Annotated in this window: 21 protein-coding genes and 1 pseudogene; 10 read left to right on the top strand and 12 right to left on the bottom strand. The window is 72.7% G+C overall.

Annotation, left to right across the window (positions count from 1 at the left end):
* The 8 genes and pseudogenes from KBX37_RS20150 to KBX37_RS20115 form a co-directional block, all read right to left on the bottom strand.
* Positions 1–588: pseudogene (locus KBX37_RS20150) on the bottom strand (hypothetical protein); the annotation flags it as partial.
* A gap of 50 nt (positions 589–638) precedes the next feature.
* Complete coding sequence (locus KBX37_RS34620; protein ID WP_307849132.1) at positions 639–1412, bottom strand: SigE family RNA polymerase sigma factor; 774 nt, start codon at positions 1410–1412, stop codon at positions 639–641.
* Between the two features lie 103 nt (positions 1413–1515).
* Positions 1516–2397, bottom strand: coding sequence for a PH domain-containing protein (locus KBX37_RS20140; protein ID WP_210777481.1), 882 nt, complete (start codon positions 2395–2397; stop codon positions 1516–1518).
* A 6-nt stretch (positions 2398–2403) separates the two neighbouring features.
* Positions 2404–2562: a hypothetical protein gene (locus tag KBX37_RS20135; RefSeq protein ID WP_170285364.1), complete on the bottom strand. Its 159-nt coding sequence runs from the start codon at positions 2560–2562 to the stop codon at positions 2404–2406.
* A 117-nt stretch (positions 2563–2679) separates the two neighbouring features.
* A complete protein-coding gene (locus KBX37_RS20130) occupies positions 2680–3381 on the bottom strand; it encodes a DUF6758 family protein (protein WP_307849131.1) in 702 nt (233 codons plus the stop codon).
* 74 nt (positions 3382–3455) lie between these two features.
* Positions 3456–4079 (bottom strand): RNA methyltransferase, encoded by a 624-nt coding sequence (locus tag KBX37_RS20125; protein WP_210777480.1) that lies wholly within the window; start codon positions 4077–4079, stop codon positions 3456–3458.
* Between the two features lie 49 nt (positions 4080–4128).
* Positions 4129–4617, bottom strand: a complete 489-nt coding sequence (locus KBX37_RS20120) for a hypothetical protein (protein WP_210777479.1) — start codon at positions 4615–4617, stop codon at positions 4129–4131.
* 93 nt (positions 4618–4710) lie between these two features.
* Positions 4711–5226 carry a MaoC family dehydratase gene (locus tag KBX37_RS20115; protein WP_179802973.1) on the bottom strand — a complete coding sequence of 172 codons (516 nt, stop codon included), beginning with the start codon at positions 5224–5226 and terminating at the stop codon, positions 4711–4713.
* A gap of 554 nt (positions 5227–5780) precedes the next feature.
* On the opposite strand from KBX37_RS20115, the gene trxA reads away from it, so the two are divergent.
* The 3 genes from trxA (at position 5781) to KBX37_RS20100 (ending at position 7672) form a co-directional block, all read left to right on the top strand.
* Positions 5781–6143 carry a thioredoxin gene (trxA, locus tag KBX37_RS20110; protein WP_210777478.1) on the top strand — a complete coding sequence of 121 codons (363 nt, stop codon included), beginning with the start codon at positions 5781–5783 and terminating at the stop codon, positions 6141–6143.
* A 129-nt stretch (positions 6144–6272) separates the two neighbouring features.
* Complete coding sequence (locus KBX37_RS20105; protein ID WP_210777477.1) at positions 6273–6713, top strand: hypothetical protein; 441 nt, start codon at positions 6273–6275, stop codon at positions 6711–6713.
* A complete protein-coding gene (locus tag KBX37_RS20100) occupies positions 6710–7672 on the top strand; it encodes an HTTM domain-containing protein (RefSeq protein WP_210777476.1) in 963 nt (320 codons plus the stop codon). The genes KBX37_RS20105 and KBX37_RS20100 overlap by 4 nt, the downstream gene beginning before the upstream one ends.
* Positions 7673–7693: 21 nt before the next feature.
* On the opposite strand, the gene KBX37_RS20095 is transcribed toward KBX37_RS20100, so the two are convergent.
* Positions 7694–8113, bottom strand: coding sequence for a thiol-disulfide oxidoreductase DCC family protein (locus tag KBX37_RS20095; RefSeq protein ID WP_154939833.1), 420 nt, complete (start codon positions 8111–8113; stop codon positions 7694–7696).
* A 91-nt stretch (positions 8114–8204) separates the two neighbouring features.
* Here KBX37_RS20095 and KBX37_RS20090 point away from each other — a divergent pair, with 91 nt between their 5' ends.
* The 3 genes from KBX37_RS20090 to KBX37_RS20080 all read left to right on the top strand — a co-directional run bounded on the left by KBX37_RS20090 (position 8205) and on the right by KBX37_RS20080 (position 10620).
* Positions 8205–9251 (top strand): Rv2578c family radical SAM protein, encoded by a 1047-nt coding sequence (locus tag KBX37_RS20090; protein WP_210777485.1) that lies wholly within the window; start codon positions 8205–8207, stop codon positions 9249–9251.
* Positions 9252–9289: 38 nt separating this feature from the next.
* Complete coding sequence (locus KBX37_RS20085) at positions 9290–9697, top strand: CoA-binding protein (protein WP_088964111.1); 408 nt, start codon at positions 9290–9292, stop codon at positions 9695–9697.
* A gap of 170 nt (positions 9698–9867) precedes the next feature.
* Positions 9868–10620 carry a hypothetical protein gene (locus KBX37_RS20080; protein WP_210777475.1) on the top strand — a complete coding sequence of 251 codons (753 nt, stop codon included), beginning with the start codon at positions 9868–9870 and terminating at the stop codon, positions 10618–10620.
* 12 nt (positions 10621–10632) lie between these two features.
* Here KBX37_RS20080 and KBX37_RS20075 read toward each other — a convergent pair whose 3' ends face one another.
* Positions 10633–11829: an acyl-CoA dehydrogenase family protein gene (locus tag KBX37_RS20075; protein ID WP_210777474.1), complete on the bottom strand. Its 1197-nt coding sequence runs from the start codon at positions 11827–11829 to the stop codon at positions 10633–10635.
* A 180-nt stretch (positions 11830–12009) separates the two neighbouring features.
* On the opposite strand from KBX37_RS20075, the gene KBX37_RS20070 reads away from it, so the two are divergent.
* Positions 12010–12513 carry a DUF4190 domain-containing protein gene (locus tag KBX37_RS20070; protein ID WP_210777473.1) on the top strand — a complete coding sequence of 168 codons (504 nt, stop codon included), beginning with the start codon at positions 12010–12012 and terminating at the stop codon, positions 12511–12513.
* 12 nt (positions 12514–12525) lie between these two features.
* Here KBX37_RS20070 and KBX37_RS20065 read toward each other — a convergent pair whose 3' ends face one another.
* Positions 12526–13431 (bottom strand): SDR family NAD(P)-dependent oxidoreductase, encoded by a 906-nt coding sequence (locus tag KBX37_RS20065; protein WP_210777472.1) that lies wholly within the window; start codon positions 13429–13431, stop codon positions 12526–12528.
* A gap of 112 nt (positions 13432–13543) precedes the next feature.
* Between KBX37_RS20065 and KBX37_RS20060 the strand changes: the two genes are divergently transcribed.
* Positions 13544–14062 (top strand): DUF4190 domain-containing protein, encoded by a 519-nt coding sequence (locus KBX37_RS20060; RefSeq protein WP_210777471.1) that lies wholly within the window; start codon positions 13544–13546, stop codon positions 14060–14062.
* A gap of 42 nt (positions 14063–14104) precedes the next feature.
* Here KBX37_RS20060 and KBX37_RS20055 read toward each other — a convergent pair whose 3' ends face one another.
* Positions 14105–15061, bottom strand: coding sequence for a CoA ester lyase (locus tag KBX37_RS20055; protein WP_210777470.1), 957 nt, complete (start codon positions 15059–15061; stop codon positions 14105–14107).
* 130 nt (positions 15062–15191) lie between these two features.
* Between KBX37_RS20055 and KBX37_RS20050 the strand changes: the two genes are divergently transcribed.
* Entirely contained in the window at positions 15192–16016 is an 825-nt protein-coding gene (locus KBX37_RS20050; protein ID WP_210777469.1) for an SDR family NAD(P)-dependent oxidoreductase, read from the top strand.
* Positions 16013–16306: a hypothetical protein gene (locus KBX37_RS20045; RefSeq protein WP_210777468.1), complete on the top strand. Its 294-nt coding sequence runs from the start codon at positions 16013–16015 to the stop codon at positions 16304–16306. The genes KBX37_RS20050 and KBX37_RS20045 overlap by 4 nt, the downstream gene beginning before the upstream one ends.

Below are 16306 nucleotides of genomic sequence, written 5' to 3'. Positions count from 1 at the left end.
GCCGGCCGCGAAGAGCCCGTCGCCGTCCCGCCAGGCGACCTGCCGGCCGTCCGGGCTCAGCACGACCGCCTCGGCACCGGCCAGCAGCACCTGCGGGGCGGTGCCGGACGGCACGACCCAGAGGGTGCGCCCGGCCGGGGTGGGTGCCCCCACCAGCAGCCAGCCACCGTGCTCGGGCAGCCGCTGGGCCCGTTCGACCGGGCCGATGCCCAGGTCGTACCGCTTTCCCTCGGCGGTGACCAGCGCACCGCCGACGATGAGTTCGACGTCTCCCCCGGCGCGCGGGACCGGTGGGGCGGGGGCGACCGGCCAGGCGGCCGCGGTGGCCGCGCCGCGCGGGTCGCCGAGCACCACGGTGGGCGTGGTGGAGCGGCCGGGGTGGCCCCCGAGCTGCGCCATCCCGGCGGTCACCGCCGCCGTGGCGACCGCCGCCAGCGACAGCCCGGTCAGCGTCCGCCGGTGACGGATCCGCCGGGCCCGGCCGATGGCCAGCCCCGCCGGGTCGGCGGCCAACGGCGGAGGCACGGCGACCCGGCGGGAGAAGGTCTCCCGCAGCGCCCGCTCCAGGTCGTCCTGCGTCACAGCCATTGGACGCTCCGGGCCGCCGGTCTGGTTGTCCCGGGCTGCCGGGGTCGGCTTCACCGGGTCTCCGCCGGGACGGCCGCCCGGGGGCGGACGGCGCCGGGCACGGGCAGTTCGGGCCGTCGACCCGTTCCGGCGGGCACGTCCCGGCCGGCACCGCGGGCCTCGGCCGGGCGGGGCGACGGGGTGGTCGCGCCGCTCCCGGCCGTCCGCCCCGGTCGCCCGGCCTGCGGGGCACGCCGTGGGCCGGCGGGTTCCGGGGGTACGACCGCAGCCGCCCCGGACGACGCCGGCCGCCCTCCGGTCGGGGTCGCCGTCTCCGGCAGTTCCCGGGCCGCCTCCTCGCCGAGTCGACGGCGCAGGGTGGCCAGCGCGCGGGAGGTCTGGCTCTTCACCGTGCCGGGCGAGATCTCCAGCAGCGCGGCGGTCTGCGCCTCCGACATGTCCTCGTAGAAGCGCAGGACCAGCACGGCCCGCTGCCGGGCGGGCAGCGCGGTCAGGTGCCGCCAGAGCACGTCCCGGTCGAGCTGCTGCTCGATCTCGTCGACCCCGGCCCGCTCGGGCAGCACCTCGGTGGGGCGTTCACCGTGCCAGCGCCGCCGCCACCAGCTGGTCGAGGTGTTGACCATGACCCGGCGGGCGTACGGCTCGATCGCCTCGATCCCGCCGAGCCGCTTGCAGGCCAGGTACGTCTTGGTCAGCGCGGTCTGGAGCAGGTCCTCGGCGGTGGCCCAGTCCCCCGCCAGCAGGTACGCGGTGCGCAGCAGGGCACTGGAGCGCGCCGCGACGAAGTCGCGAAACTCCTCCTCGAGCGGATCCCGCTCGGCCACACGTCACCTCCGCACCCCGTCCCTGCAGGCAGGGTGCCATGGCCGAGGCGGCGGGGTCGACGGCGAAAGGTTCGCAGTTCCTCCGATGAACGGACGAAAAGCTTCAGGCGCCGTCGTCGGCCTTGGCCTCGTCGGCCTCCTTGCCCAGCCGCGCCTCGACCGCCTGCGGCTCGTACATCTCCTCGACCACACGCAGGTAGAGCTCGTTCGGGTTGGGCAGATTCTTGATCTCCCGCAGCGCCTGCTCCTGGCCCGCCGACTCCAGCACGAAGGTGCCGTAGTTGAGCGCGCGGCCGGTCGGGGTCTGCTCGTACTTCATGTCGGTGACCCGGACCAGCGGCATCATGGCGACCCGGCGGGTGATGATGCCGTTGACCACCATGACCCGCTTGTTGGTGAGGATGAAGCGGTCGTACCACCAGTCGGCGACCCGCCAGGCGACCCAGCCCATCACCGCGAACCAGAGCAGCACCGCGACGGTGGTGAGGGCGCCGACGTCCTGCCCGGCGAGGAAGCCGGAGAGGTAGCCGAGGATGAAGGTCGCGGCGACGCCGACGACGATCGGGGTGGCGAGGTGGATCCAGTGCCGCTTCCACTCGCCCCGGTAGCGCTCGGTGGGGAAGAGGTAGCGGGCGACCAGCGAGCTGGGCTCGTCCTCCAGGGGCAGCACCCGCCGGGGACCCATCGGCATGCCGGAGGCGTCCACCCGCAGCCCGGCCAGCTCCTCCTCGGAGATGGTGGCCTGCTGGTAGCCGGCCTCCGGGTCGCGCGCCCAGGTCCGCCCGGAGCGGCCCTCACCGGCGTATCCCGGCCCCTCGCCGTAGCCGATGTCGTCCGAAAGGGACGGACCGTCACCCAGGCCCGGGCCGGAGCCGTAACCCGGACCGTCGTCGGGACGGAACCGCGGGATCGGCTCGGTGTCCCGCTCCCGGCGCTCCCGGTCGGGGTCGTCGGGATCAAAGGGGGGTCCGGAGGGGCTGCCCATGGGCGGTCAGGCGACGAGGCTGGTGAAGAAGTCGCCGAAGCCCTGGGCGATGTCCATGATGCCGCCGCCGAGCGACTTGAAGACGTCCGCGGCGGAGTTCGGCCGGTAGGCGACGAAGAAGATCAAGAATGCGACGCCGGCCCAGGTGAGGACCTTCTTGACCATAGCGGGCCATCCTCTCGCGCGGGGCCGGGTCCGTTTACCGCAGCGGCACCCAGAGTATCAGTATGGTGTCGTACAGTGAATATCTGCGTCCGTTCCCTGACAAGTCCGTCAGGGCGGTCAGGCCCTGCCGTGCAGGTTGGGTGACGGCGCGCCGTACACGAGCTCGGGCGGTGTCCACTCGGAAAGGTCGTGCAGGACGACGTCTTCCGCGAGGAGGTGACCCGCGCTCGCCGGCCAGGCTATCGCATGCAGCCACATTCCCCGAGCCTCGCCCGCGTACGCGCTTCGATCCGCCGCCGAATTCACCAGCCACAGTGGAGTGGGGTGGCCGCCGACCTTGATCCGGGCCGGCTCGACGTGCTCCGGGTGGCCGAGCCCGGGGCCGGGGCCGGTGAGCGCCTCCGCGAGTTCGGGCCCCGGGTCCGGTCCGGACACCCCGGCGAAGCGGGTGCCCAGCCCGACGCCCGGCTCCTCGGCCACCAGCAGGAGTTCGGCCGGTCCCCCGCCCAGCGGGGCCGGACCGGCGCAGGCGACCGCCGTCGCCCGTACGCCGGAGGAGTCGTCCCCGGCCCAGCCGACCCCGGTGACCGTCCAACCCTGCGGCAGCGGCCACGGACACCAGAGCGGCACCCGGGGTCGCTCGGCCTTCTCGTCGGCGACGACGCGGTCCACCACGCTCGCCATGATCTCGGCTCCGATGTTCTCCGGAACGTGCAGCGGCGCGACCGGGCCGCACCGCGCGCACCGCGACTCCGGGTGCATCAGGTCGGGGAGCCGGACCTGCCCGGCGCACCTCGGACAACTCACCACGACACTCACATCCCCACCGTGGCCCCCTGCCACCGGCCCGTCAAGCGGAGCGGCCGTTTCCGTTCAGCGAGCCCTGGGCGACCTCAGCCGGGCGGCGGGCCGGCGTGGGCGCGGATCCAGGCGTGCATGGCGATGCCGCTGGCCACGCCGGCGTTGATCGACCGGGTCGAGCCGTACTGGGCGATGGAGAAGAGCTGGTCACAGGCGGCGCGAGCCGGGTCGGACAGGCCCGGTCCCTCCTGGCCGAAGAGGAGCACGCAGCGGCGGGGCAGGGTGGTGGTCTCCAGCGGCCGGGAGCCGGGCAGGTTGTCGATGCCCACCACCGGCAGATCCCGCCCGGCGGCCCAGGCGACGAACTCCTCGATCGTCGGGTGGTGCCGGACGTGCTGGTAGCGATCGGTCACCATGGCGCCGCGCCGGTTCCACCGGCGCAGTCCGACGATGTGCACCTCGGCGGCGAGGAAGGCGTTGGCGTTGCGGACCACCGCGCCGATGTTGAAGTCGTGCTGCCAGTTCTCGATCGCCACGTGGAAGTCGTGCCGGCGCTCGTCCAGGTCGGCGACGACGGCCTCGCGCCGCCAGTACCGGTAGCGGTCGACGACGTTGCGCCGGTCGCCGGCGGCGAGCAGCTCCGGGTCGTAGCGCGGGTCGTCCGGCGGGTCGCCGGGCCACGGTCCGACACCCACGTCGAGCTGGTCCTCGGTCACGGTCACAAGAGGGTACGGCCGGCCGGGGCACCGCCGGACGCCACCCCGGTCACCGCAGCCCCAGGGCACCACCGAGCCGGTCCAGCAACCGTCGGTCGGCGGGACCGGGCGGATCGCCGGCCCGGCAGACCCGGGCGGCCACCGACTCCACCCACTGCCGGTACGCGGCCGAGTCGGCCGGGTCGGCCCGCCGGCCTAGTACGCGTACCGCGGCCCGGCAGGCGGCGAGGAGGTCGACCAGGTCGGTGAGCTGGTCGGCCTGGGCCGGCGCCCCGTCGTGGCGGGCGTAGATGGCGGTGACGACGGCGCGTACCAGGTCGCTGTCGGAGGCCCGGCCGGCGGCGACGGCGTCGAGCCCGGCGAGCCCGGCGGCGACGCCGCGGGGCGGGCGGCCGGGGGTGGGGGAGGCGGCGGCCACGAGTACCCGGCCGGGCAGGGTGGTGAGCAGGTCCCACTCGGCGGCGGAGTAGACGGCGGTGGTCAGCGGTGCGGCACGGCGTCCGGCAGAGGGCGGCTCTCCGGCGAGGGAGTGGCTCATCTCAGACCTCCGGCGTCAGCATATGCCCCGGATCGCGAAAAGGGCCCCTTCCCGACCAGAACACGGCGGGAAGGGGCCCCGTCGGGGCTGCGGTCAGCGGGGCTCGGGGAAGCTCGGCCGCTCCGGGTCGACGCCGTCCGGCACCGCCGCGGCGGCGTACTCCTTCTTGGGGACCATGACCTTGCGCCGGAAGACGCAGACCAGGGTGCCGTCCTGGTTGTAGCCGCGGGTCTCCACCGCGACGACGCCCCGGTCCGGCTTCGACCCGGACTCGCGCTTGTCCAGCACGGTGGTCTCGCCGTAGATGGTGTCGCCGTGGAAGGTCGGCGCGACGTGCCGCAGCGACTCCACCTCGAGGTTGGCGATCGCCTTGCCGCTGACGTCCGGCACGGACATGCCGAGAAGCAGCGAGTAGATGTAGTTGCCGACCACCACGTTGCGCTTGAACTGGCTCGCCGACTCGGCGTAGTGCGCGTCCATGTGCAGCGGGTGGTGGTTCATGGTGAGCAGGCAGAAGAGGTGGTCGTCGTACTCGGTCACGGTCTTGCCGGGCCAGTGCCGGTAGACCGCGCCGACCTCGAACTCCTCGAAGTAGCGGCCGAACTGCATCCTTGTCCCCTTCGACGGGCGGCGATGGAGTTCGGCACAGCATGCCTTACCGGTGGTTAAGGCGATGACGGGGGCGGAGGCCGAGTGGAAATGTCACACCGGGCGCATCCGGGGGGAGACGCAATGAGCGGCGGGGCCCTCCCCGGCACCCGCCGCCCACGCTCTGATGCCAGAGATTCTGCCGTACGCGGTGTACACATCGACAGAGACGGACGTCACATTTACCGTTTTGTGACATCACTGTGAGTAGTCGACGGCATCGTGCTATGCGATCTCTAGCCGCACGATCACCCCTTGTCAAGGCTGAAGTTACCGATTCGTACCGGCCAGTGGCGTGGATCTCCTTGGAAACGCTCCCATCACGGGAGGTGACGCAAGTGCGTGGTGCATTTGCGTTCCGCAGCGCGGGATCGACAGATGCGGTTCGATGGTTCCCGGCCCGCGGCCGGCCCCGCCCCGGGCCGCGCCGGTTTCGGCCCGCCCGGGCCGGGAATTCAAGCGGGGCTGCCCTGGTTCTACGGGACGAAAAAGCAATCCGCTGATCGGAGAGTGCAATGGCAACGGTTGAGCTGACCACGGCCAACTTCGACGAGGTGACCGGGAGCGACGGCATCGTGCTGGTCGACTTCTGGGCCGATTGGTGCGGCCCGTGCAAGCGGTTCGCCCCGGTCTACGAGCGCTCCTCGGAGAAGCATTCGGACATCGTCTTCGGCAAGGTCGACACCGAGGCACAGCAGGAGCTCGGCGCCAAGTTCGACATCCGCTCCATCCCGACGATCATGGCGATCCGGGACGGCGTGATCGTCTTCGCCCAGCCGGGCGCGCTGCCCGAGTCGGCGCTGGAGAACCTGATCGAGCAGGTCCAGGCCCTCGACATGGACGACGTGCGCAAGCAGCTGGCCGACCACAAGCACTGAGCACCACCCACGATGGCCGGGCTCCCACCAGGGGGTCCGGCCATCGGCGTACCCGCCGACACGCAGGGCCAGCGGCAGACCGCGCAGGGACACCGTCGCGACGTCCCGGTCCCGTATCGTCACGACCCGATGGAGACGTTGACTCCCCGCGGCCGCGCGGTCCGGCTGGGCGCGACCGCGCTCGGTCTGGCCCTGCTGCTCGCCGGCACCCTCTGGGGGGTCGACGACCACTTCCCGTTCGGGCCGTTCCGGATGTACTCCACGTCGGAGCCACCGAACGCGCCCGCCCCCGACACCCGGGTGGAGGGTGTCGACCGCACCGGCGCGGTGATCGCGCTGGGCCAAGACGCCACCGGCATCCGCCGCGCCGAGATCGAGGGCCAGCAGGACCGCTACGCCGCCGACCCGACGCTGCTGCGGCAGGTCGCCGACGCGTACGCCGAACGCCACCCCGGCGCGCCGGACCTGGTCGAGGTCCGCATCGTGATCCGCTGGTACGGCATCCACCAGGGCCGACCCACCGGACGGTGGACCGACGAGACCACGGTGCGCTGGCAGGAGGCCCGGTGACCCACTGGCTGACCGAGGCGGTCCCCCGCGGTCGGGTGGCCGCCTTCCGCACCCTGGTCTACCTCTTCGTCGCCGCCGACCTGGTCGTCTTCACCCCGTGGGTGCGCACCCGGGTCGACGTACCGGGCGAGCTCTACCAGCCGTTGCTGATCGGCCGGCTGCTCCCGCTGCCCACCCCAACCCCCACCATGGTCGCGGCCATCTTCTGGACGCTGCTGCCACTGGCCCTGCTCGCCGCGACCGGCCGCGCGCCACGACTGCTCGGCTGGTCGGTCTTCGCGCTCTACCTCGAGTGGATGATCATCGCGATGAGCTACGGGAAGGTCGACCACGACCGGATCGGGCTCCTCGTCGCGCTGGTCGCCCTGCCCACCGCCGGCCGCGCCCGGCACGGCGACCCGACCCGCACCGAGGCCGGCGGCTGGGCGCTGCGGGTCACCCAGCTCGCCGTGATCTGCACGTACTTCCTCGCCGCCTGGGCCAAGCTGCGTTTCGGCGGGCTGGACTGGGCGACCGGCTCGGTGCTCGCCCGGGCCATCATCCGGCGCGGCACCGACCTCGCCGACCTGATCGCGCAGGTGCCGTACCTGCTGCTCGTCGCCCAGTTCGGCATCCTCGCCTTCGAGTTGCTCAGCCCGGTGGTGTTCCTGCTGCCCGAGCGCTGGCGGGTGGCCACGGTCGGTTTCTTCTACTCGTTCCACCTGGTGACCATCGCGACGATCACCATCTCGTTCGCGCCACACCTGGTGGCGTTGACGAGCTTCCTGCCGCTGGAGCGGATCAGGCCGGTGGTGTGGGCCCGCCAACTGATCACCCGTCGCCGCGACGGCGCCGCGCCGACCGGCCCGGCACCGGACTCGCCGGCACCGGAGGACCAGGGGCCGGCACCCGACGACGTACCCGCTGCGGCGCCACCGGCGGCCGGCCCGGCACCGGCGGTCGGTCCGGCGACGCCGTAGCCCGGCGACGCCGGCGGCGGGTCAGGCGTCGGTGGTGGGGCGGCCGCTCGGGCCGTACAGGCGCTCCCGCGCCTCCTGGGGCAGGGCGCAGGCGGCGGTGCCACCGGGAAGCCGATGCCGGTTGCGGGCCACCCAGCGGTACGCGGGCCAGGCGGCGAGGCGGACCGGCGGGACGCGCAGCCCCGCGCCGGCCACCCGCCACAGCGGACCGCTCTCGCCGAGCAGCCGGGCGATGGCGTCGGGCCCGGCGGCGCGGGAGCCGTCGGCGCCGACCCACTGCACCGCCTCCTCGCACTCGGCCTCGGTCAGCCCGAGGGCGTCGAGGTCGGCGAACTGCCACGGCACCACCCGGGCGCCGGTCGGGATGCGCCGCTCGATGAACTCGGCGCACCGGGTGCAGAACGCGCAGTCCCCGTCGTAGACGAAGGTCGACCTCTCCATGGCTCCATCCTCCACCCGCCGCCCGGCGGGCGGGAGCCGGTGTCCGGCGGGTCACTTGCGCTCTTCTCGTACACATGTTCGAATGAGTGTCATGCGCTGGGAGAACCTCTCCGCTCCCCCGGACGAGGGGCATCCCGACGGGTCGGCGCCGGCGACTCCACCCCTGCCGCTGGCGCTGCCCGGCGCGATCGCCCGCACCTTCGACACCCCCGGCTTCGCCGGGATGACCTTCTACGAGGTGCAGGCCAAATCGATCATCAACAAGGTGCCGGGCGCGTCGCGCGTGCCGTTCGAGTGGACCATCAACCCGTACCGGGGATGCGGCCATGCATGTAAATACTGCTATGCGCGCAACACCCACACCTACCTGGACCTCGACGCGGGTGCGGACTTCGACCGCAAGGTGATCGTCAAGGTCAACGCCGGCGAGCTGGTCCGGCGCGAGTTGGCCGCCCCGCGTTGGCGCGGCGCGCACATCGCGATGGGCACCAACGTGGACTGCTACCAGCGGGCCGAGGGACGCTACCGGTTGATGCCGCCGATCATCGAGGCGCTGCGCGACTTCGCCAACCCCTTCTCCATCCTGACCAAGGGCACGCTGATCCTGCGGGACCTGCCGCTGCTGCGCCAGGCCGCCGAGGTGACCCGGGTCGGCGTCTCGTACTCGGTGGGGTTCGTCGACGAGGCGCTGTGGCGGGCGGTCGAGCCGGGCACCCCGAGCCCGCGCCGGCGACTCGACGCGGTACGCGCGCTCACCGACGCGGGCTTCGAGGTGGGCGTGCTGATGGCGCCGATCCTGCCCGGGCTCAGCGACAGCGACGACTCGATCGACGCGACGGTGGCGGCGGTGGCGGCGGCCGGGGCGGCCAGCGTGACGCCGATGGCGCTGCACCTGCGCCCCGGCGCCCGCGAGTGGTACGCGCACTGGCTGGCCCGGGAGTTCCCGCACCTCGTGCCGCGTTACCGCGAGCTCTACCGGGCGGGCGCGTACGCGCCGCAGGCGTACCAGCGGGAGTTGACCGCGCGGGTGCGGATCGCGGCGCGCAGGCACGGGCTGCACCGGGGCGAGCGGGGCGACAACCGGCGGCTGCCGACCCCCGAGGCGCCGCCCGCCGCCGAGCAACTGTCGCTGTTGTAGCCGGCGGGCCACCGCGCCGGTGGGGTTAGAGTCGGCGGGTGCGTACCGCTCAGCAGATCCTCGCCGACTCGGCCGTGATCGCCGTCGTGGGCGCGTCCCGCGACCCCCGTAAGGCCGCGCACAGCGTGCCGTTGCAGATGCAGCGGTACGGCTGGCGGATCATCCCGGTCAACCCGACGGTCGACGAACTCTTCGGCGAGCGGGCGTACGCGTCGCTGGCCGACATCCCGCACCCGGTCGACCTGGTGGACGTGTTCCGGCCGGCGGCGGACGCCGTGCAGGTGGTCCGGGACGCCGCGGCGATCGGCGCGCCGGCGGTGTGGCTGCAACTGGGCATCGTCTCGGCGCAGGCGCGGCGGATCGCCGAGGAGGCGGGCATGGACTACGTCGAGGACCGCTGCCTGATCGTGGAGCGCGCCGCCGCCGGGCTGACCCGGCTGGGCTGAACGGCCTTTTCAGTCGGCCGACCCGTCCGGTCCGAAGATCAGATCGGGCTGGGCCTCGAGCGCGATCTCCGGCGGGCGCGAAGGCCAGCGTGAAGCGCGGCCTCCACGGCGGGACGGACCGGCCCCGAAGCGGTACGGACATGCTGGCGGCCGGACCGTACCCTGCGCCCATGCCTCTGCTGCGGACGCCGCGCCTGCCCCCGGCCCGGGACGGGCTCTGGTCGCGTCGGCTGCTCTCCCTGGCCGTCGCCGCGGCGGTCACGGCGGCGGTGGTCGCGCCACTGCTGGCGCTGACCCGGTCCACCACCTTCGACAGCTTCGCCTGCGTCGCCTGGCTGATGTTCGGCGTGCACCAACTGGGACGGCGCTGGCGGCCGCGGCGGAACGGCCGGCTGGCCTGGACGGCCCGGGTGGCCGGCCGGGACGCGGTCGAGCCCGGACTGGTGGCCGGCCGGTCGCTGGCCGGCTGGACGGACCTCGTGGCGGACCTGGCCGTGCTGACCGGGGCGACGCTGGTGATGATCTCGTCGTTCCCGACCGACCGGGAGTGGGGCCGGATCGTCCGGACACTGCTGGTCCTCGGCGCGGCGGCGGCGGTGGGACGGATCGCCTACCAGGAGGCGCGGTTCACCGGCCGGTTGGCGCTCACCGCCAGCGGGATCCGCTACGGCAGCCAGTCCTACGACTGGTCGAACATCGACCGGGTCAGCCTGCACAAGCGGGAGGGCCGGCTGAACGGCGTACGGCTGCGACCGGTCAGGTGGCAGTCGCTGGAACCGGCGCCGGTGGTCGGTGGTCGGGACACCGCGGTGCCCGAGCAGCGGCTGGCCGCCGCGATCGAGGACTACCGGTCGCGCCCGTACGTGTTGGCGGGCGGGCCGGTCACCGCCCCGGAGCCGGCTGCCGAGCCGGCCGGACGGTGACCGGCGCACCGGTCAGAGCTTGTACTCCTTGAGCAGGCCCCGGGAGATGATGGTCTTCTGGATCTCCGAGGTGCCCTCGCCGATGAGCAGGAAGGGCGCCTCCCGCATCAGCCGCTCGATCTCGTACTCCTTGGAGTAGCCGTAGCCGCCGTGGATGCGGAACGCCTCCTGGACGACCTCGGCGCAGTACTCCGAGGCGAGCAGCTTGGCCATGCCGGCCTCGACGTCGTTGCGCTGGCCGGCGTCCTTGAGCCGGGCGGCGTTGACCATCAGCGCGTGGGCCGCCTCGATCTTGGTGCCCATCTCGGCGAGCTTGAAGGCGATGGCCTGGTGCTTGGCGAGCGGCTGGCCGAAGGTGCGGCGCTGCTGGGCGTACTGGACGGCCAGCTCGAAGGCGCGGATGGAGATGCCACACGCCCGGGCGGCCACGTTGACCCGGCCGACCTCGATGCCGTCCATCATCTGGTAGAAGCCGCGGCCGACCTGGTCCGCGCCGCCGAGGACGGCCGACGCGGGGACGGTGACGCCGTCGAGCACCATCTCGGTGGTCTCGACGCCCTTGTAGCCCATCTTGTCGATCTTGCCGGGGATGGTCAGGCCGGGCGCGGTCTCGCCGAAGCCGGGCTCCTTCTCCAGCAGGAAGGTGCTCATGTTGCCGTAGACCGACTCCGCGCCGGTGTCGGTCTTGACCAGGGTGGCCACCACCGACGAGTACGCCCCGTTGGTCAGCCACATCTTCTGGCCGTTGAGGACGTAGTTGTCGCCGTCGCGGACGGCCTTCGACTTGATCGCCGAGACGTCGGAGCCGGTCTCCGGCTCGGACATCGAGAACGCGCCGCGCACCTCGCCGGTGGCCATCTTCGGCAGCAGCCGGGCCTTCTGCTCCGCGGAGCCGTGCTGGGAGATCAGGTACGCCACGATGAAGTGGGTGTTGACGATGCCGGAGATCGACATCCAGCCCCGCGACAGCTGCTCGACCACCAGGGCATAGGTCAGCAGGGACTCGCCCAGGCCACCGTACTCCTCGTCGATGGTGAGACCGAACAGGCCCATCTCGCGCATCCCGTCGAGGATGTCGGTCGGGTACTCGTCGGCGTGCTCGAGCCGCTGCGCGTGCGGGATGATCTCCTTGTCGGCGAACTCCCGGACGGTTTCCAGGATCGACCGCTGCACGTCGGTCAGGCCGGGCGTCTGGGCGAGTCTGGCCATCTCAGCCTCCGGGGAATCGGCGCATTACTCATGGGTAACTGAACGCTCGGTCAGTATCGGCCCCGGGACGGTCGAGGCCAAGGTGACCAGTCCACACAACCGCTGTGAAAAGGTTCACCGCTGCGGGTAGCGTCCGCAAGAGAGAGGCGCTGTGACCTGCGGCGGAGGAGGCGAACGGACGTGAGTCATCCACCACCCGGCGAGCCGGAGCAGCCACCGTCGCCGTACGAGCAGCCGGGCCGGCCCTCCGGGCCGCCGCAGTGGGGCCAACAGCCCGAGCAGCAGCAGTGGGGCCAACAGCCGGACCAGCCGCAGTGGGGTCAGCAGCCCGAGCAGCAGCAGTGGGGTCAGCAGCCGCAGGAGCACCAGCAGTGGGCGCAGCAGCCGGCGTACCCGCCGCAAGGCCCGTACGGCCAGTACGGCCCGCCACCGGGAGGCGGCGGCGGACCGAACACCATGGCGATCCTGTCGCTGGTCTTCGCCTTCGTCTTCGCCCCGGCCGGGATCGTCCTCGGCCACCTGGCCAAGCGGCAGATCCGGCGGACCGGCGAGGACGGTGACCAGCTCGCCACCTGGGGGCTGATCCTCAGCTACGTCTTCACCGCGATCGGCCTGCTCGCCTGCTGCGGCTGGATCGCCCTGGCCGTCTGGGCCAACTCCGACGGCGGCGGCACCTACAACTGACCCGGGCGGGGGTCAGCGGAACTGCGCCTCGCGGACGCTGTTGCCGCCGTCCACCACCAGCATCTGCCCGGTGATGTACGAGGCGGCCGGCGAGCAGAGGAAGGTGATCGCGGCGGCCACCTCGTCCGGGGTGCCGGGGCGCCCGACCGGGGTGCCCATCCCCTGCTTGATCTCGGCCACCGTCGAGGCCGCCGTGTAGATGGTGCCCGGGGCCACCGAGTTCACGGTCACCCCGTCGGCGATCATCTCCATCGCCAGGGCACGGGTCAGCCCGACCACGCCGGCCTTGGCCGCCGCGTACGCCGCCTCGGTGGGCAGCGCGTTCACCGGCCCGGCGGTGGCCGCCAGGTTCACGATCCGCCCCCAGCCCCGCTCGGCCATCCCGCCGATGAAGGCGCGGCTGCACAGGAACGCGGTGGTCAGGTTCCGGTCGATCTCGCCCCGCCACTCGTCGTAGCTGAGCTGGGCCACCGGGCGCAGCACCTCCGGGCTGGCCCGGCTGGCCAGGCCCGCGTTGTTGACCAGCACCTCGACGTCGCCGAGCTGCTCGGCCAGCGCGTCGGCGAGCGCGCCGACCTCGGACTCGTCGGTGAGGTCGGCGACGAAGCCGGTCACGCCCAGCTCGCCGGCCCGTTCGTGGATCCGCCGGGTGGTGGAGACGATCGCCACCCGGGCGCCCAGGTCGGCCAGCCGGCGGGCGGTCGCGTACCCGATGCCGTCGGGGCTGCCCGCGCCGGTGACCAGGGCGACCCGCCCGTCCAGCCGCATGGTGACCGGCTCGGCCACCGGCACCGGCTCGTCCTGGTCGTCCGGCCCGGCGGTGGCGACGGCGCGGGTACGCCGGGCCAGCCCGGGCCGGCTCACGTCCCGCCTCGGTCGGCTGCCGGAACGGTCGGCACCACGCGCGTCGATAGCCATGCCGAGATCCTGCCCGCTCGGGACGTCCCGGGCAACGCGGCACCACGGGGACCTCTCGTTTGGCCGGTCATGACTACCCTGACGGCGCACCCACACGCGACGGAGAGACCTGATGACCTATCCCCCACCGTCCGGCGGCTGGAGCAACCCGGCCGGCGACCCGACACTGCCGGTCAGCGGCCAACCGATCCCGGCGCAGCCGACGGGCAGGGACCCGTACGCCCCGCCGGATTCGTACGCCGCCGCGGTGCCGCCGCAGGCGGCTCCGGTCGATCCGTACCAGCCGCACGGCTACCCGCCCCCGACCGGCTACCCCGGGTACGGCTACCCGCCCGCCCCGCAGACCAACGGTCTGGCCATCGCCGCGATGGTCGTCTCGATCCTCGGCGCGCTCGGCCTCTGCGGCTACGGGCTCGGCGGCTGGATCGGGCTCATCGGCGCGATTCTCGGCCACATGTCCCGCAAGCAGATCCGGGAGAGGGGTGAAGGCGGCGAGGGCTTCGCCACCGCCGGCATCATCGTGGGCTGGATCGCCACCGTGATCGCACTGCTGGCCACCATCGCCATCGTGGTGTTCTTCGTCTGGCTGGCGAACCAGGACCCGTCGACCTACGACCGCAGCACCTACTGACCGGTGCCGCCGCCCCGGTCGCCCGGGGCGGCGGCGTACGGCTCACTCCGACGGCGGGGTGAAGGTGGAGGTGCGGGTCATCCCGGCGGCGCGTCCCTTGGCGGCGATCACCAGGGCCATCTTGCGGGACGCCTCGTCGATCATCTCGTCGCCGAGCATCACCGCGCCGAGCTTGCCGCCGGCCTCCGAGGTGTAGTGCTCGTACGCGTCGAGGATCAGCTCGGCATGGTCGTAGTCGGCCTGGGCCGGCTGGTAGACCTCGTTGGCAGCGTCGATCTGGCCGGGGTGCAGCACCCACTTGCCGTCGAAGCCCAGCGCCGCGGAGCGCTTGGCCACCTCGCGGAACGCGTCGACGTCGCGGATCTGCAGGAAGGGGCCGTCGATGGCCTGCTTGTCGTGCATCCGGGCGGCCATCAGGATCCGCATCAGGATGTAGTGGTAGGGGTCGCCCGGGTAGTCCGGGATCAGCGCGCCGACCACCAGCGACTTCATGTTGATCGAGGCCATGAAGTCGGCCGGGCCGAAGATGATGGTCTCGACCCGGGGCGAGGCGGCGGCGATGGCGTCGACGTTGACCAGGCCGGCGGCGTTCTCGATCTGCGCCTCAATGCCGATCCGGCCGACCTCCAGGCCGAGGGTCTTCTCGATCTGGGTCAGCGTCAGGTCCAGCCACTGCACCTGGGCGGCGTTCTGCACCTTCGGCAGCATGATGCAGTCGAGGTTCGCGCCGGCGCCCTCGACCACCTCGATGACGTCCCGGTAGGTCCACGGGGTGGTCAGGTCGTTGACCCGGACCACCCGGGTCTTGCCGGCCCAGTCGCCCTCGTTGAGCGCCGCGACGATGTTCATGCGGGCGTCCGGCTTGGCCAGCGGGGCGACCGCGTCCTCCAGGTCGAGGAAGACCTGGTCGGCGGGGAGGCCCTGGGCCTTGCCGAGCATCTTGACGCTGGAACCCGGCACGGCGAGGCAGGACCGGCGGGGGCGACCGACTGCGGCCATAGGATGCGCTCCTTCCAGCGTCCGGCGGGCACGCCGACGCCACCTGGATGACGAGAACGAGAACTTAACGATCCCAAAGGGCGTTGTGACGCCACGGTAACCTCGTGCCGTGACCGGGGTGAATGGACCTGTGGAAGATCTCACTGAGCGTCGGACCGTGGTGGTGACCGGGGCCAGCTCCGGCATCGGCCTGGCTGCCGCGACGGCCCTGGCCCGCCGGGGCGACCGGGTCGTGCTGGTCGGGCGGGACCCGGCCCGACTCCAGGCCGCCGGCGACCGGGTACGCGAGGCCTGCGGCGAGCGCCCCGAGCTGTTCCGCGCCGACTTCGCCGTGCTCGACGACGTACGCGGGCTCGCCGAGCGGCTGCGGGCCGCGTACGACCGGATCGACGTGCTGGCCAACAACGCCGGGGCGATCGTGCTGGAACCGCTCACCACCGTGGACGGCTTCGAGCTCTCCATGCAGGCCAACCACCTGGCCCCGTTCCTGTTGAGCAACCTGCTGGCCGACCGGGTCGGCCGGATGGTGGTGACGGCCTCCGGCGCGCACCGCAGCGGGGCGCTCGACCCGGACGACCTGAACGCCACGCTGCGCCCGTACCGGCCGATCCGCGCGTACGGCACCAGCAAGCAGGCGAACATCCTGTTCACCGCGGAGGCGGCCCGGCGCTGGCCGGACGTCCGGTCGTACTGCTTCCACCCCGGGGTGGTGCGGACCCGGTTCGGGGCGGACAGCCGGCTGGTCGCCCTCGGCATGCGGCTGCTGCCGTTCCGCAGCCCGGAGAGGGGCGCGGAGACGCTGGTCTGGCTGGCCAACCAGGACCCGTCCCGGCTGGTCGACGGCGCCTACTACGCCGACCGGAAGCTGCGCCGGCCGCTGCGCAAGGCGTCCGACCCGCAGCTCGCCGCCCGGCTCTGGACGGCCAGCGCCGAGGCCGTCGGCATCGACGGATGAGCGCGCCGGACGAGGAACTCTTCCTGGTGGCGGTGGTCGACCTGGCACCCGACGCCGTCGACGCCGGCCGCCGGTACGAGGACGCCGTGCTCGGGCTGCTCGGGCGGCACGGCGGACGGCTGGAACGGCGGTTGCACAGCACCGACGAACGGACCGAGGTGCACCTGATCCGGTTCGCGTCGCGGGCCGGGCTGGCGGGATTCCTGGCCGACCCGGACCGGCTGGCGCAGCGGGCGGCGATCGGCGACGCGGCACCGACCACCCGGGTGATCGAGGTCCACGACCGCTGA

It is taken from the genome of Micromonospora sp. U56, assembly GCF_018070095.1.
Lineage (GTDB): Bacteria > Actinomycetota > Actinomycetes > Mycobacteriales > Micromonosporaceae > Micromonospora > Micromonospora purpureochromogenes.
This window is presented reverse-complemented; position numbering and strand designations above follow the sequence as displayed.